This window comes from Gloeocapsopsis sp. IPPAS B-1203 (assembly GCF_002749975.1).
Lineage (GTDB): Bacteria > Cyanobacteriota > Cyanobacteriia > Cyanobacteriales > Chroococcidiopsidaceae > Gloeocapsopsis.
Genome location: NZ_PEIG01000001.1, coordinates 13,758 through 29,623, shown reverse-complemented (window position 1 = coordinate 29,623; position 15,866 = coordinate 13,758). Strand labels below are relative to the sequence as shown.

Genomic DNA, 15,866 nt, shown 5'->3' with positions numbered 1-15,866 from the left:
GACGTCCGTAGGTTCAGCCCCTCATTACGATACCTGGAGTATTGACATTCAGGTTCATTGTCGCGTGCGTTACTTCGCTGAAACACAGTTATTTCATATCAACAACCTAATTAGGAGTGAACTTTAATGGCAGTTATCAATTTAACCACTGGAGATGACACTTTTCCAACCCTTGGCACTTTTCCTAATCTTACTGCAGAGCCAGATATCGTTAATGGTCTTGCAGGTAACGATACGATTACAGTAGGTGCAGGCGATCAAGCCTTCGGTAACGAAGGAAACGACACTCTAACTGCTACTGGAGATGCAACTCTGTATGGTGGTCAAGGAGATGACGAATTAACAAGTTTTGCAGGTGGTAGCAGTCTGCTTTTTGGCAATCTAGGCATTGATAACTTGACAGCAGCAGGTAATGACACCCTCTACGGTGGTCAGGGTAATGATGTGCTCACAGCCACGGGTGATTATGCTGCTCAGCTGTACGGCGACGCAGGAGACGATAATCTCATTGGTAATGGTGATGATACGCTTTATGGCGGCGAAGGAGATGATGATCTGACAGGTAGTGGTAATGATCTCCTATTTGGTAATCAAGGTGATGATACATTAACTGCTGCATCTACTGAAGAGGGTAGCCCCACTCTCTACGGCGGTCAGGGTAATGATGAACTCACAGACACTGGTAGTGGCGCTGCTGAACTATATGGCAACCTAGGAGACGATACTCTTACTGGTAATGGCGGTGACACCCTGTTTGGTGGACAGGGAAGCGATATTTTAGATGCCACAGGTGGTGGTAATGTCCTGTATGGCAACTTAGGAGATGATGTTTTGACTACTACTACGGGTGGAGATACACTTTATGGTGGTCAAGGTGGTGACTATCTCATCAGTAATGCTACTCTTGTTGCTGAGCTTGATACGGACAGCTTGCTGTTTGGTAATTTAGGCAACGATACCCTTGTTGGTAGTGCTGCTAATGATACCTTGATTGGTGGTGCTGGCGTTGATGTACTGACTAGTGGTGGTGGTCCTACTAGCTTTGGCTATAACGCTATCACTGATGGCGGTGATATCATTACTGGCTTCGACGGAGGAGAAGGGGGAGATATTATTGTTCTGAACCCATCGGCATTTACAGGTTTACAATTTATTGAAGATAATGGGTTAAGTTCAAGTGATTTTGTCGCAGCCGCTTCTCTTGAGGCAGCAATATTAGCTGATACGTTACCTGGTGGCGCTGCTTCTATCTACGCAATTAGTGGTGGTGAAGGTGATATCGGACAACTTTACTACGATTCAACTGGCGGTACTACTCCAGAAGATGCAACTCTCATTGCAACTTTTGTCGATGCTGGAAGTTTTGGTAGTACGGATATTTTTCTTGGCGATCCCGTGAGTTTTGACAACCCGAATAATAGCCTACTTGTTTTAGGTTAGAAAGATACTTGTATGACTGTGTGAAGGGTGTCTAATCAGGCACCCTTTTTTGGTACAAATCATTTGTTGCCCTTAGACTAGCAGCATAGTACATAAGTATTTAAACTGTCATGTTGAGCCTTGCGAAACATCTCGCGAGATTCTGCGCTACATTACATTCCGCTGGGAATGACATTTATAATTTTTCGGCTTTTGCAAGAACTCTATTGAATAGACCTCTGGCGCGAATACTCCATATGTCATATTGAGTGAAGCGAAATATCTCTGAGATTCTTCACTTCGTTCAGAATGACAAGAGTAGTTCAGAATGACAAGGGTAGTTTTTTGATTCATGCAAGAAGTCTAATGGCACAGGTTTATAAACCCTAAATGGATACATAATTCTCAAAGTAGCAGCACTTTCCAGAGAACTAATAAAACTGGTATTGCGAAAGTTGCATCTGCCGAACCAATAAGCCATTTGTGCCTTTGAACGACGTCAAGTTCCCTTTCAAGGCTAAAACTTTGATGACGTAGTGTAGTAAAAGCGCGTCATACTACTTTCTGTCACTCGGATCAGCAAATTTAGTTACCAACGCTGATAAAATGAACTGAATTTGTTGAGAAAGTTCTAGAATATTTTTATTCTAAAATCTGATCCGTAAATAGTTAGAAGTCTATGCAATCGTTTGAAGTTAATTCAGACAAAACTGCTTTTATCATTACTGGGATGCATCGTTCGGGTACATCACTGACAGCGGCAATACTTCAAAGTGCAGGAGTAGATGTTGGTGAAAGACTGTTAGGAGCAAACGAAAGCAATGCAAAAGGTCATTTTGAAAATATTGATTTTTTCGAGTTTCACAAAACAGTTTTGCGCTCTCAGGGAATAGATGATGCTGGATGGACATTAACAGAAACAGTAGAGGTCGAACAACAGTATATAGACCAAGCCAAAGAACTTATTGCCACAAATTCTAAAAGTCCATATTGGGGATGGAAAGATCCTAGAACGACTCTTTTTCTCAATTTTTGGGCAGATTTACTACCAGAAGGAAAATTTATTCTAGTTTATCGCTCTCCTTGGGAGGTCGTCGATTCTTTATATCGTCGAGGAGGAGAGAATGATACGATCTTTTTTTCTCACCCCGACTTAGCAGTTAAACTATGGATTCACTATAACCAGAAAATTTTAAACTTTTACGATCGCTTTCCCGATCGCTGTATTCTAACTAGTGTTTACAGTATAGCCAATCAACTTGAAAAAAATATTGAAGCCATTAATCACAAATTTCAAGTGGCGCTAGCCACCCCTGCACCTGATATATTTGAACGTTCACTACTGCGCGTGCAAGAAGCAAACGTGCATAGAGCTACATTAGTTGCTTATTACTTTCCTGAAGCTTTGAATGTATATCAAGAACTGAATGCTAAAGCAATTCAACTTGATCGAGAGCATCAATTAGAAACGATGCAAAAAGTCAGGAATTCTCCATATAAAGTATGGGCTTTTCAGGATTGGGTAGATTTATGTCAATCAGAAAAAAAAGGCAAGCGTCTTCAGAGTGAACTAGAGCGATCGCACGCGCAACTAATACAAACTCAAGCAGAATTGGGACAATCGCAGACGCAACTAGCACAAATACAGGCAGAATTAGAGCAATCGCAAGTGCAAATGCAGGCGGAACTTGGACAAACACAAGCCCAACTAGCCCAAACTCAAGCAGAATTTGGACAAACACAAGCCCAACTAGCCCAAACTCAAGCAGAACTTGGACAAACACAAGCCCAACTAGCCCAAACGCAGGCAGAACTTGGACAAACACAAGCCCAACTAGCCCAAACTCAAGTGGAACGGCAACAAGCTGAGGCTACTATTGCCTCAATGCATACGAGCAAATTTTGGAAGCTACGGACAGCATGGTTCAGCCTGAAAAAAAGGATGAAAGTAGCAACTAATAAATAGTCAATGGAAGTTGCGAAACTTCCACTTTAGCTTAAAGTAATTAGTACGTATTAAACATATACCAAATATGCAGAATACTGCCCTAGCACCAGTTAGTAGTGCTGCAAGCGATCTGCTTGGAGTTCGCGATCTTAAGGAAATTAAATTTAACGCTGCGCCAAAAAGATTACATGGATGTTTTGATAGCATTGATGGCGTCAACCCTACCGCAATTGAAGTGCCTCATCTCACACCGCTTATTGCCAGAGGCTGGGCAATTTTGCCTGATGAAGAAAAAGCCGCAGATTGCGTTATCATCACTCACGGTAAAAACCGTCAACTGGTTGCAGTAGTTCCAGTTAATTCAGAAAGAGCAGATGTTGCACAAGCTTTCAGTATTACAGCTTACCAAAATTCTGGTTGGAGTGTGAAGCTAAATTTTACTGATTTCCCAGCCGGAAAAATTCATCTCAACGCCTGGGCATACAGTGCTACACGTAACGAAGCAACGCTACTCAGCCTTGCAAGTACTAGTGTCAAGTCACGCAGTTTATTATCACGGCTTAAGCATTATTTTGCAGTATTACGGGTTAAAGGTACACGTTATGTGCTCTCACGAGCATTAGAGAAAATTTATTATAAGCTAGACATTGCACCAACAACGACTGAAGTTGAAACAATCGCCGCACCATATCAAGAACAATATGCGCGATGGTTAAGTAAGAATTTTCCCAGAGCAGCAGATCTCAAAAAAATGGCTGAAACAGTGGGAATTTTTCCTTATAAACCTGTTATCAGCATTATTATGCCAGTATACAATCCTCCAGAGCAGTTTCTACAAGCGGCGATCGCATCTGTTCTAGAGCAAGTGTATCCCTATTGGGAATTATGTATTGCAGATGATGCTTCGACTAAACCGTACGTTAAGTCAGTGTTAGAGGAATATGCAAATAAAGATGCTCGAATTAAAGTCGTTTTTAGAGCAGAAAATGGTCATATCTCGCAGGCTTCCAATTCTGCCTTAGAGCTAGCTACAGGGGAATTTGTTGCTTTACTCGATCACGATGATTGTCTGACGCCAGATGCTTTGTATGAAGTAGCTTTACTCCTCAATCGGCATCCAGAAGCCGATATGATCTACTCTGATGAAGACAAGATTGACACACAAAATCGTCTGAAAGATCCTTTCTTTAAGCCTGAGTGGTGTCCTGATTCTTTTCTCTCACGGATGTATACTTGTCATTTGGGAACTTACAGGCGATCGCTAATTGAGCAAATTGGTGGCTTTCGTGTAGGTTATGAAGGTAGCCAAGATTACGATCTCGTTTTGCGGTTAACTGAAAAAACAGCCAATATTTTTCACATCCCGAAAATACTCTATCACTGGCGAATTCATCCTGAATCGACTGCAGCGGGTGTAGCCAGTGTCAAATCATATGCCCAACTTGCAGCAGAAAAGGCGATCGCCGAAGCCTTAACGCGACGCAATGAACCTGGAAAAGTCACTGGACTTCCTGAGTTTCCAGGAAACTACAGCGTGCGGTATGAGATCTCTCACTATAAACGTGTCAGTATTATTATTCCCACCCGCAACTTAGGCACTATTTTAAATAAATGCTTAGAATCAATCTTTCAAAAAAGTACTTACCCCAATTACGAAGTCATTGTTATAGATAACGGTAGCACTGAAGCAAAGACCTTAAATATTATCTCGCAATGGTTAGAACAACAGCCAGAACACTTCAAATGTTATCCGCTTGATGTTCCCTTTAATTATTCTCAACTCAATAACTACGCTGCTAGTAAAGCTGAAGGAGACTACCTACTATTCTTAAACAACGACACTGAAGTCGTTACACCCGATTGGATCGAAGCAATGGTAGAACAAGCACAAAGAGCATCAATCGGAGCAGTAGGCGCTCTTTTATTGTATCCTGATAATTCAATTCAACACGCTGGCGTTGTTCTTGGTTTGGGTGGTGTTGCTGCGCATAGTCACCGTTACTTTCCTGCAACAACCCCTGGTTACGTATGTCAGGTTAAAACTATCAATAACTATTCTGCAATTACTGGTGCGTGTTTGATGTGTCGGCGCGAAGTTTTTGTAGAAATTGGCGGATTTGATGAAACCTTAGCTGTTGCTTACAACGATATCGACCTATGTCTCAAAATGAGCAATCTAGGCTACAGGAATATTTATTTACCTCATGTAGTTTTATACCACTATGAATCTAAAAGTAGAGGTTATGAAGATACTCCAGAAAAAATTACTAGACTTCATAAAGAAGCTGATTATCTACTGAGCAAATGGCAAGAAATAGTTGACAACGATCCGTGCTACAACCCAAACTTAACACGCGATCGCGAAGATTACAGCATTAAAATCTAATTCTCTTAATCAACCTTCCATTTCACTTGTAATCTAAACTCATAGACAGAATTGAACCTAAATTTCAGTTAAGTAAGTGGGTGAAAATAAACCTAATTTAAAGGCTGTTTCGGTTAATGGTCAACGGTTGGTAGATTAATAATTCATTATTAACTATTAGCTGTTAACCACCATAAAACAAGTGATACTACCCATACAACAAAGTCGAGTTATAGATGAAACTGAAAACATTGACTGCTCCAGTTAGTACATTAGCACGTAAGCTAAACTTACTTGCATCTACAACGAATAAGCCAGCAACTAGTACTGCTAGTGTAGAGAGTGATTTACGCCAACAAATTGCTGCTAAATATTTAACTGGTCATGGTATTGAAATTGGAGCTTTACATTCACCACTACAAGTTCCAGCGGAAGTAAACATTCAGTATGTAGATAGGATATCAGTAGAGGAACTCAGACAACAATATCCAGAACTCGCAGCACACAACTTAGTAGAACCAGATATTATCGATGATGGCGAAGTTTTGACGACTGTACCTAATGATTCTTTAGATTTTGTCATCGTGAATCATGTGATCGAGCATTGTCAAAACCCTATATTTTCTCTAGAAAATTGGCTAAGAGTTTTAAAACCTGGTGGAGTTTTATATATGGCTGTACCAGATAAACGCTACACATTTGATTGCGATCGCCCCATAACTCCATTAGAACACATCATTCGCGACTATGAAGAAGGAGGAAGCTGGTCAGAGCGATCGCATTACGAAGAATGGGCAAGACTTGTTGAAAAAGCAGCAGATAGTAACGTTGCAACTAGGGCTGAAAACTTGCTTGCTATAAACTACAGCATCCATTTTCATGTTTGGACGCAAATCGAATTTTTAGAACTCTTGCTTTATTGCCGAAATTCTTTATCATTACCACTTGAAATTGAGTTACTTCAAAAAAATCAAATAGAGTTTATTGTTATTCTCAGAAAAACAATGGAGTCACTACAGATACAAAAATAGCTTGTTTTGGAGAAAATATAATTTCATCAATTTATATAGTAGACTTTTATAAACATAAAATAAAAGCCACTTTGAGCATACATACTTAATTTATATTGTTAGCTGCTTGAAAGAGTTATATCAACTACTTTTTAAGAGCATAACCAATTTATTAGGTAAGCAAGGAAATCATGCTTAAAATTCAAAAGTTGCTACATCCAACCAATTTATTAATTACAGCTATATCACTTACTTTAGCTGCATGTCCTACTAATCAAACCACTACTACATCTCCAGATTCAGCTAACCCGTCACCAACTGCCAATATTCCTGGAGTAACTAATGTAGGAGAAATTAATTTCACAACGACTTCTACAGGTGCTCAAGGCTTTTTTGATGCTGTTAATGGTTCTAATGCTACCAGAGTAGAAGTATCTGGAACTAACCCTATAAATGTTTATGGGTGGGCTATTCTTGCAAACAAAGGAAGACCAGCAGATAACGTCATTATCACCTATGGAGATAATGATACTGTTGTTGCAGTAGCCCCTGTCAATGTAGAAAGACCAGATATTGTCAAGATTTTAAATAATTCTGCTTTTGCTAACTCTGGTTGGAATATAAATATTGATGCTGCTACACTTCCTGAAGGTTCAGTAATTCTTAAGGCTTGGGCTTATGATTCTGAAACTAAAGAAGCTACGCAGTTAACCACTACACCTGAAATAGTTGTCACTAGGTAGTAGCTGTATTAAGAAAGCAGCTAGTGAATGAGGTTAATACTTAAACCAAACAAAGCATAAAACTTTAATAAATAGTTTAAATAGTTGATAGTAAATCTATAAGTATTTGTCAACTTAATAGATATATAGCTTAAAAAGCTTTCTGATTGTGCAAAACATAGGTTTTGCATATTGTGATGCAGCTGTTCCCACATTCAACTGAAGAATTCGCAGCTATACCAGGTTTGTAATGTAAGTTTTGTATACGATTTTTGATATTATCTTGAGCAATGTATTATGAACCCTAGATAGCTCAACTCCAATGTACGGCGAGTGAGTCAGAAGACTTGGATACAGTTACGCTACGCCACGTTTTTTAGGTGTGTGGAACAGATCGTATGCCTTACAAAAGCAGCCTTGCTCCGACTTTCAGCAAAAAACAATTCCATTTAGCTGTCGCTTCGATCGTCATTGTTTTACCAGCTGCCTACATTTTTTACTGGATTACACAATCAGGCGAAATTTCCACCTATGACTACTGGGACATCATTAGTCATTTTTATTCAACTGATGGCTTTTCATCTCGACCTACTGACTGGTTAGTTCGTTCTAACGAGCATTTAGTTTTAATTCCTGCAGTCATTTATGCTTTCAACATAATTGTTACAAAAGGTTCAAATATAGGTTTATCATGCATCACATTTTTATTTGCCATAGGGCAAGCTATACTTTTAGCGGCACTGCTACCCAATGATTTACGACGTTCTCGCAGTTTATTTGTTGTAGTGCTGTTGTGTATCTCAATTTTTTGCTTTACACCTGCTGCAGCACATAATTGGATGCGAGGCTTTAGTGGTGTGGCTTGGATAGGAGCAAATCTGTTCGTTACTGCTTCTATCTTTTGCTTAACAAAGCTTGTATGCTCACAAAAAATATTTTGGGCAATTGGTAGCTTATTTTTTGCTTTACTAGGCACTCTGACTTATAGTACTGCGATCGCTGTATTACCAGTATTATGCGCTGCTGTTGTTTTGATGCGCTTACCGATACGGGTTGTGTTGTTGTACGTCGGTTGTGCGATCGCCATTTGCAGTATATATCTCCTTACTTACAAAACTCCTGGTTATCATCCGCCTTTATCACGAAGCGTTAGCGATATCCTGATATTCATTCCCACATATTTAGGTGCAGTTTTTACCCTTGATATTGTTACTGCCTGTAGCATCGGTATTGTTGGTTTGATAATTGCTATCTGCTGTACAGGTTACTGGTTAAATCCACAAGCTAAAATCATTCGCACTTCTTGGCTACCGTGGCTAGTCTTACAAGGTTATGTCATCGGAACTGCATTGATGGCAGCAGTGAGTCGTTCGGGAGCTGGTATGGCATCGGCAATTCAATCGCGCTATGCCTCTTTACCAAGTTTGTTTTGGCTAAGTCTGACTGTGCTTGTTGCGATAGGGTTGCAAAAATTTTTACGACATGGTAATACTTATTGGCAATTACTAACACCACTATTAGCAGGGCTAACTGTATTGATTCTGTCGATGTACAGAGTTGGAACTGAAGCATCTCAACCGATCGCGCGTGCAGCTTCTTTACAACCGTTGGTAACTCTGTCAGTTCAACTCGGAGTGACTGATAAAAACATTATCAAGCAGGTTATTAGTCCCGCTCCTAAGCAATTTCTAAATTTAACAGATGCTCTAAAACAAAACCGTTTAGTTCCATTTCATCGACCTTTTCAAGCAGACAGCTTGTGTCCATTTAATCAACAGCTTAGCTCTCATTTACTAAAACCTTCAACTCCACAGGTATTGCCAGGGGTTTTCGATAATCTAACTAAGCTAACACCTGACATAGCTAAAGTAGAGGGTTGGGCGGGCGATCGCCAACATCGGGACATCAACTGCATTGCCATCTTAAATCAAAACAACATAATACGTGGTTTTGCACTCACGGGTTTTCCTCGTCTAGATGTTGCTAAAGCACTAGATACATCTTACGAATTTTCGGGTTGGAAAGGATACGTCCGCCTTTCACCAGAAGACCAAACATTATTTGCCTACGCTAGTGCACCTCAATCAAATTGGATCAAGCTACAAAATACTTACAAACTGTATCAGACAACTCCATTTAAAGAACTAAATTAATATGTCACCTGGTATCGGTATTAGTTTTGTCATTCCTGTATGCAACGAAGAAGCAACGATTGCTACTTTGTCAGAAAAAATTCGCGGAGTGATGTTTCAAGAAAGGGTTAGCAAATATGAAATTATTTTTGTAGATGACGGAAGTGTCGATCATTCTTGGTTTCATATTAAAGATTTAATTCATCAATATCCTACACAAATTAAGGGCATCAAACTCCGCAGAAACTTTGGTAAATCAGCAGCACTTTTTGCTGGGTTTAAAAAAGCAAAAGGCAGTGTTATTTTTACTATTGATGCCGATCTCCAAGACGATCCGGCTGAAGTTCCTAAGTTTTTAAACAAGTTGGAACAAGGCTTTGATTTAGTTTCAGGTTGGCGTCAAAACAGAAATGATCCTATTTCTAAAACATTACCTTCACAGGTATATAACAAGGTAACAGCAAAAATTGCTGGTATTCCTCTACATGACTTTAATTGTGGTTTTAAAGCTTATCGTAAAGAAGTTTTAGACTGCATAAAACTCTACGGAGAACTACATAGATACATTCCAGTTCTTGCTCATAGTCTAGGATTTAGAGTGGGAGAAGTAGGAGTTTGTCACTTTCGCAGACAATATGGAAAATCTAAGTATGGATGGGAACGTTACTCGCGTGGTTTTATTGATTTATTAACTGTACTTGTGATTACTCGTTACTTATATAAACCAGGGCATTTATTCGGTAAGATAGGACTTTTTTTTGGTCTTTTAGGAAGTGCGATAATTATCTATCTCGTCATTTTATGGTTCCTTGGTTTAGGTCCAATTGGAAATCGCCCACTGCTATTTTTTGGTATATTGTCCACAATTCTATCTGTTCAATTGATTTCTCTAGGAGTACTAGCAGAGCTATTAACACGATATTCTCACTCGGACTGTGTAGAACAACAGGTTGCTGAAGTGATTGATGAAAATCTGCAACTGTATCATTAATTAAGACTATTTGCCATGAATCAAAAGCACCTCCCATTAATAGAAGACGGTATAGTTGTTGGCACTGGATCGAACAAGTATGAAATGAAGAATCCAGTTGGTAGGTATTTACTATATCAGTTTGATCAAGCTATTATTGAACTTATCAGTCAAATACATCCTAAATCTATTCTTGAAGTAGGATGTGGCGAAGGTCATGTCACTCAAATACTGAGTCAAACAAACGCTTCTTTGCACTGCACAGATATCTCAGATAAAATTCTTGATATTGCAAAAAGTAGAGTTGATTATTCTCGACTCTCGTTTGAGAAAAAAAGTATATACGACTTACAAAAGGCTACAGACCAAGCAGATTTAGTTGTATGTTGTGAAGTCTTAGAGCATTTAGAACATCCTCAATTAGGCTTAGAAAAACTAGCTAGCGTTGCTGCACCATACTGTATTCTAAGCGTTCCTAGAGAACCAATATTTAGAACACTCAATTTTTTAAGAGGTGCTTATTTTACTGAGTTTGGTAACAGCCCTGGACATATTCAACACTGGTCGCGTAGAGGTTTTATCAAACTAGTAAAAACGAAATTTGAGATATTAAGCGTAAAATCTCTATTACCGTGGACGGTGATTTTAGCTCAAACTAAATAACACAATGATTTATAGTTTAGTTCGTAGTAAAAAAGTTTGGAGTATATTTTTTACTGTCTGTTTGATAGTTGTTTTGGGAAGTATTTTAAAACCTTCTGATGTCTTGTCTGCATTGTCGCAGGTTGGTTTGGAAGGTGTAATAAAACTATTCTTTTTGGTAGGAATTACTCAAATATTAAGAGCATTGCGTTTTTTTGAACTGCTTTCAGTTAAAACAAGTATCCCCTTTTTTTTAATTTTTCAAATTACTTGTATATATCAGTTCCTTAATCATATTTTGCCTGTAAGATCGGGAGAATTAAGTTTACCTTTGTTACTGAAGCGCTATTCAAATTATCCTTACATTAGTTCAGTAGCATCACTATTATTAACACGCATTCATGATGCTTTAGCACTAGCAAGTATCGTAAGTATAGGGGTTGGAGTTGCTGTACTTCAGGGGAGAATCGCTAGCTTTTGGCTAAGTTCTTTAGTTTTGAGTTTAGTAGCGATCGCACTTGTTATAGGCTTATTCATATTCATGACAAAAAATCAGCAACTAGCACGTACTTCGAGAGCAAGAGTAACTACTTATAAAGGAATTAATAATTTTTTTATAAAGGTCAATAATTTAATTAAAAGTTTTTATAATGAGTTGCTGATTTATCGCCAACTTTCGCTTCACTTAAAACTTTTTAGCTACTCAATTTTGTTGTGGTTAGCAATATTTATCTTGTTTTGGGTCGTTTTACAGTCCCTTGGCTTCTCCATGTCTTTCTCAGAAGTTGTATTAGGTTCGAGTTTAGCTAACTTAACTCAGTTACTACCCATCAGTACATTAGGTAATATCGGCACTTTAGAAGCGGGTTGGGTGTTTGGTTTTACTTTACTCGGATTTGATTCCTACCGCATGCTGACTGCTGGTATTGTAATGCATGTCATAGTTATTCTAGCTGCAGGCATCTATGGCGTATTTAGCTGGGTTGGTCTGTCTGTGAGAAGCGCAACAATAAGAAGATGAATATATTACCGACTGAGATACCTGAAGTTTTGATGATTGAGCCTCGAATCTTTGGTGACGATCGCGGCTTCTTTTTTGAAAGCTACAATGAGAAAGCTTTTGCCGATAAAGTGGGACTATCGCTACACTTTGTTCAAGATAACCATTCGCGATCGCAACAGAATGTCCTGCGGGGATTACATTACCAAATTCAGCAACCTCAAGGGAAGTTAGTCCGCGCGATCGCTGGTACGATCCTTGATGTCGCCTTAGATATCCGCAAAAGTTCTCCCACTTTTGGTCAATGGATTAGTTGTATCTTGAGTGCTGAGAATAAACGCCAATTGTGGGTTCCTCCAGGTTTTGCCCACGGGTTCTTAGTTCTCTCTCCTAGCGCTGAAGTTCTTTATAAAACGACAGACTACTACGCACCACAGCACGAGCGTTGTATTTTGTGGAATGACCCAGATCTTGCAATTGATTGGTCTATTTCAACTCCACCCATACTTTCACAGAAAGACCAAGCAGGTCAACCGTTTCACCAAGCTGAAGTCTTTGCTTGATCAAGTCAGAAAAAAGCTGATTCGGTTAAAACCACAGCTACACAAACAAAACCTATCTTCATAAGTTTATGCTGCTTTTGTTAGTCCACGGAGGTGAACTTAGTCTATTGAGCCGCGAATTTATTCGCCAGGCTCACAATAAGTTCCCACACAATCCGCTATGATATCCGCATGGCAAGACTGTTTTAAATTAACTGCATGAGATGGTCAATTTTACTGATTGGTAACACAGGTCAATTAGGTCAAGAACTGCAACGCTACCTCGCACCCGTAGCAGATGTTACTGCGGTAGGACGCCCTACAATTGACTTGACACAACCTGATAGCCTGCGTCAAATTATCCGCAAAGTCCAACCTCAGATCATTATCAATACTGCGGCATATACAGCCGTAGACAAAGCTGAAACTGAACCAGAACTCGCAACTATAATTAATGCGATCGCACCTGGTATCTTAGCCGCAGAATCACAACAATTCAATTCACATCTGATTCATATTTCTACAGATTACGTATTTGATGGTCGTCAAAGTCACCCGTACCAAGAAATCGATGCGACAAATCCCTTAGGGGCTTATGGACGATCAAAACTCGGTGGGGAACAAGCAGTTCAAGACGAATGCAATCAATACACTATCTTACGGACGGCTTGGGTATACGGTAGCTACGGTAATAACTTTGTCAAAACTATGCTGCGACTGGGTACAGAACGCGAAGAAATTCGTGTAGTCGCAGATCAAATTGGGAGTCCAACTTGGACAGGCGATATTACCTGTGCGATCGTCCAATTACTTGAACTTAATATTCCAACTGGAATTTATCACTATACCAACAGTGGTGTTGCTAGCTGGTACGATTTTGCGATCGCGATTTTTGAAGAAGCCCAGCAACTCGGTTTTCCTCTCAAAATCCAGCGCGTAATTCCTATTACTACCCCCGAATATCCTACTTTGGCGCAACGACCTGCTTATTCGGTTCTCGCGTGTGGGAAAATAACCAAAGTTCTGGGAACTCCATCGCCTCACTGGCGACAAGGACTTAGGAAAATGCTAGCAGAACTTTACACAAATAGTTATGAAAGCGCTGATTCTCTCCGGCGGTAAAGGGACACGCTTGCGTCCTCTGACTTATACTGGCGCAAAGCAACTTGTACCTGTCGCCAATAAACCAATTCTTTGGTACGGTATCGAAGAAATCGTTGCTACCGGAATTACTGATATAGGTATTGTTATTAGTCCAGAAACGGGAGGCGAGGTCAAAAATAAAACAGGAACCGGCGATCGCTTTGGTGCCAATATTACATATATCCTGCAAGATAAACCTGCTGGTCTTGCTCATGCAGTTCAAATTGCCCAGTCTTTTTTGAAGGATGACCCCTTTATCATGTACTTGGGTGATAACTTAATTCAGCAAGGAGACTTAAGCTACTTTCTCCAGCAATTTACCCAAAAACAACACGATGCTTTAATTCTACTGCGTCCAGTAGCGAATCCTAGTGCATTTGGTGTTGCTAAAGTCGATGAATACGGGCGCGTTTTAGAGTTAATCGAAAAGCCACAAGTTCCCCCTTCAAACCTTGCTTTAGTTGGTGTTTACTTCTTTTCTCACACAATTCATGAAGCGATCGCTTGCATTCAACCGTCTGCACGAGGAGAATTAGAAATTACTGATGCAATTCAATGTTTAATCGATCAGCAAAAACAAGTTTCAGCTTGTCAACTTGAAGGCTGGTGGTTAGATACAGGAAAAAAAGACGATCTCTTAGAAGCTAATCGCCTGATTCTCGATACTTACCTCAAAACCTCCAATCTTGGCGAAGTAGATGTGCATAGTCAAGTTATTGGGCGCGTCCAAATTGGTCCTGGTTCTAAAGTCATTAACTGCACAATACGCGGTCCAGTCATCATTGGTAGTAATTGCTATTTAGAAAACTGTTTCATTGGTCCCTACAGTAGTATTGCCGATCAAGCAACGATCATCGAAACGGACATTGAACACAGCGTTGTTCTCCAAGGCGCAAGAATTGATCGAATTCATCAACGAATTATTGATAGTGTCATTGGACAATGTGCTCAACTGACAGTAGCCGCAAGACGTCCTAAAGCTTTGCGATTTCTTATTGGTGATGACTGCCAAATTGAACTAGCATAGCGCGTATTTTGGTAAATTCACATTATTATTGAACGCGGATATCTCAGCATAATATGATTTTAGTCCAATCATAATGGAACAAGTAAGAGTTTCTATCATTATTGTTAATTATAACGCTGGAGAAGTATTAGTAAATTGCTTAAAGTCAATACAGAAATACATACAGAGTATTAAATATGAAATCATCATAGTCGATAACTGCTCTACAGATGGTAGCGTCGCTTTAGTCAAACAGAATTTTCCTCGACTCACTATTCATAAACAAGAAAATACGGGGTTTGGTGCAGGAAGTAATGCAGGTGTAAATCTAGCTCAAGGTGAATTTCTACTATTTTTAAATCCTGATACTTTGATAAAAGATGATATATTATTCCCTTTAGTCGAATTGTTAGAAAAAGAACCAAATATTGCAGTTGTTGGTCCAAAAATTTTAAACTTTGATGGAACGCTACAGTCTTCAAATCATTCAGTATTAAGTATTTGGCAAGAGTTTCTTATAAAAAGTAAAAATAATCTAGATGAGCAAAATATAAGCACTCAAAGCGAAGTAAGCTTTGTCACTGGTGCAGCCTTCTTCATTAGAAAGAAAATCTTTAAGTTAGTAGGAGGTTTTGACGAAAGATTTTTTATGTATTTTGAGGATGTTGATCTGTGCCTGCGAGTGAAAGAGCAAGGATGGAAAATAATTTATGCACCCCAAGTGTCTTTACTGCATATTAGGGGTTATTCGTCTCGAAATATTTCTGATTTAATGGCTGTTGAATATCGACGCAGTCAAATTTATTACTATCAAAAGCACCGACCTTTATGGGAGCAAATATTGCTGAGAATCTATCTAACAAGTAAGTTTTTGATAAGAGCAACAATAAAAAAGAAATATCTAAAAATTATCTTGCTAATATTAAACTTTAAGAAATATCCACTTAAAATAAATTGCGATTGATAA

Annotated in this window: 13 protein-coding genes; all 13 read left to right on the top strand. The window is 39.2% G+C overall.

From position 1 onward, the window contains the following. The first annotated feature begins 126 nt into the window (after positions 1-126). The 13 genes from CSQ79_RS00145 (at position 127) to CSQ79_RS00085 (ending at position 15,863) form a co-directional block, all read left to right on the top strand. Complete coding sequence (locus CSQ79_RS00145; RefSeq protein ID WP_099699200.1) at positions 127-1,440, top strand: calcium-binding protein; 1,314 nt, start codon at positions 127-129, stop codon at positions 1,438-1,440. Positions 1,441-2,098: 658 nt separating this feature from the next. Next, complete coding sequence (locus CSQ79_RS00140; RefSeq protein WP_099699199.1) at positions 2,099-3,385, top strand: sulfotransferase; 1,287 nt, start codon at positions 2,099-2,101, stop codon at positions 3,383-3,385. A 67-nt stretch (positions 3,386-3,452) separates the two neighbouring features. Then, positions 3,453-5,753, top strand: a complete 2,301-nt coding sequence (locus CSQ79_RS00135; RefSeq protein ID WP_099699198.1) for a glycosyltransferase family 2 protein — start codon at positions 3,453-3,455, stop codon at positions 5,751-5,753. 215 nt (positions 5,754-5,968) lie between these two features. Beyond that, the gene (locus CSQ79_RS00130) at positions 5,969-6,763 is read left to right on the top strand and encodes a methyltransferase domain-containing protein (protein ID WP_099699197.1); all 795 of its coding nucleotides are present in this window, start codon (positions 5,969-5,971) and stop codon (positions 6,761-6,763) included. Positions 6,764-6,933: 170 nt separating this feature from the next. Further along, positions 6,934-7,485, top strand: a complete 552-nt coding sequence (locus CSQ79_RS00125; RefSeq protein ID WP_099699196.1) for a hypothetical protein — start codon at positions 6,934-6,936, stop codon at positions 7,483-7,485. Positions 7,486-7,862: 377 nt separating this feature from the next. Then, the gene (locus CSQ79_RS00120) at positions 7,863-9,617 is read left to right on the top strand and encodes a hypothetical protein (protein WP_099699195.1); all 1,755 of its coding nucleotides are present in this window, start codon (positions 7,863-7,865) and stop codon (positions 9,615-9,617) included. A 1-nt stretch (position 9,618) separates the two neighbouring features. Beyond that, positions 9,619-10,587, top strand: coding sequence for a glycosyltransferase family 2 protein (locus CSQ79_RS00115; protein WP_099699194.1), 969 nt, complete (start codon positions 9,619-9,621; stop codon positions 10,585-10,587). Positions 10,588-10,602: 15 nt separating this feature from the next. Beyond that, complete coding sequence (locus tag CSQ79_RS00110) at positions 10,603-11,229, top strand: class I SAM-dependent methyltransferase (protein WP_099699193.1); 627 nt, start codon at positions 10,603-10,605, stop codon at positions 11,227-11,229. A 4-nt stretch (positions 11,230-11,233) separates the two neighbouring features. Beyond that, complete coding sequence (locus CSQ79_RS00105; RefSeq protein WP_099699192.1) at positions 11,234-12,229, top strand: lysylphosphatidylglycerol synthase transmembrane domain-containing protein; 996 nt, start codon at positions 11,234-11,236, stop codon at positions 12,227-12,229. Further along, complete coding sequence (gene rfbC / locus CSQ79_RS00100; RefSeq protein WP_099699191.1) at positions 12,226-12,771, top strand: dTDP-4-dehydrorhamnose 3,5-epimerase; 546 nt, start codon at positions 12,226-12,228, stop codon at positions 12,769-12,771. Before CSQ79_RS00105 ends, rfbC begins: the two co-directional genes overlap by 4 nt. A gap of 198 nt (positions 12,772-12,969) precedes the next feature. After that, complete coding sequence (gene rfbD / locus CSQ79_RS00095) at positions 12,970-13,872, top strand: dTDP-4-dehydrorhamnose reductase (protein ID WP_099699190.1); 903 nt, start codon at positions 12,970-12,972, stop codon at positions 13,870-13,872. After that, positions 13,844-14,920, top strand: coding sequence for a glucose-1-phosphate thymidylyltransferase (locus CSQ79_RS00090; RefSeq protein WP_099699189.1), 1,077 nt, complete (start codon positions 13,844-13,846; stop codon positions 14,918-14,920). The genes rfbD and CSQ79_RS00090 overlap by 29 nt, the downstream gene beginning before the upstream one ends. A gap of 73 nt (positions 14,921-14,993) precedes the next feature. Continuing rightward, positions 14,994-15,863: a glycosyltransferase family 2 protein gene (locus tag CSQ79_RS00085; protein ID WP_099699188.1), complete on the top strand. Its 870-nt coding sequence runs from the start codon at positions 14,994-14,996 to the stop codon at positions 15,861-15,863. The last annotated feature ends 3 nt before the right edge of the window (positions 15,864-15,866 follow it).

Excerpts from the sequence above, each read along its gene's own strand:
- rfbD (WP_099699190.1), top strand. The coding sequence starts at position 12,970 with ATGAGATGGTCAATTTTACTGATTGGTAACACAGGTCAATTAGGTCAA.
- CSQ79_RS00110 (WP_099699193.1), top strand. The coding sequence starts at position 10,603 with ATGAATCAAAAGCACCTCCCATTAATAGAAGACGGTATAGTTGTTGGC.
- CSQ79_RS00130 (WP_099699197.1), top strand. The coding sequence starts at position 5,969 with ATGAAACTGAAAACATTGACTGCTCCAGTTAGTACATTAGCACGTAAG.
- rfbC (WP_099699191.1), top strand. The coding sequence starts at position 12,226 with ATGAATATATTACCGACTGAGATACCTGAAGTTTTGATGATTGAGCCT.
- CSQ79_RS00120 (WP_099699195.1), top strand. The coding sequence starts at position 7,863 with ATGCCTTACAAAAGCAGCCTTGCTCCGACTTTCAGCAAAAAACAATTC.
- CSQ79_RS00085 (WP_099699188.1), top strand. The coding sequence starts at position 14,994 with ATGGAACAAGTAAGAGTTTCTATCATTATTGTTAATTATAACGCTGGA.
- CSQ79_RS00090 (WP_099699189.1), top strand. The coding sequence starts at position 13,844 with ATGAAAGCGCTGATTCTCTCCGGCGGTAAAGGGACACGCTTGCGTCCT.
- CSQ79_RS00105 (WP_099699192.1), top strand. The coding sequence starts at position 11,234 with ATGATTTATAGTTTAGTTCGTAGTAAAAAAGTTTGGAGTATATTTTTT.
- CSQ79_RS00145 (WP_099699200.1), top strand. The coding sequence starts at position 127 with ATGGCAGTTATCAATTTAACCACTGGAGATGACACTTTTCCAACCCTT.
- CSQ79_RS00125 (WP_099699196.1), top strand. The coding sequence starts at position 6,934 with ATGCTTAAAATTCAAAAGTTGCTACATCCAACCAATTTATTAATTACA.
- CSQ79_RS00135 (WP_099699198.1), top strand. The coding sequence starts at position 3,453 with ATGCAGAATACTGCCCTAGCACCAGTTAGTAGTGCTGCAAGCGATCTG.
- CSQ79_RS00115 (WP_099699194.1), top strand. The coding sequence starts at position 9,619 with ATGTCACCTGGTATCGGTATTAGTTTTGTCATTCCTGTATGCAACGAA.
- CSQ79_RS00140 (WP_099699199.1), top strand. The coding sequence starts at position 2,099 with ATGCAATCGTTTGAAGTTAATTCAGACAAAACTGCTTTTATCATTACT.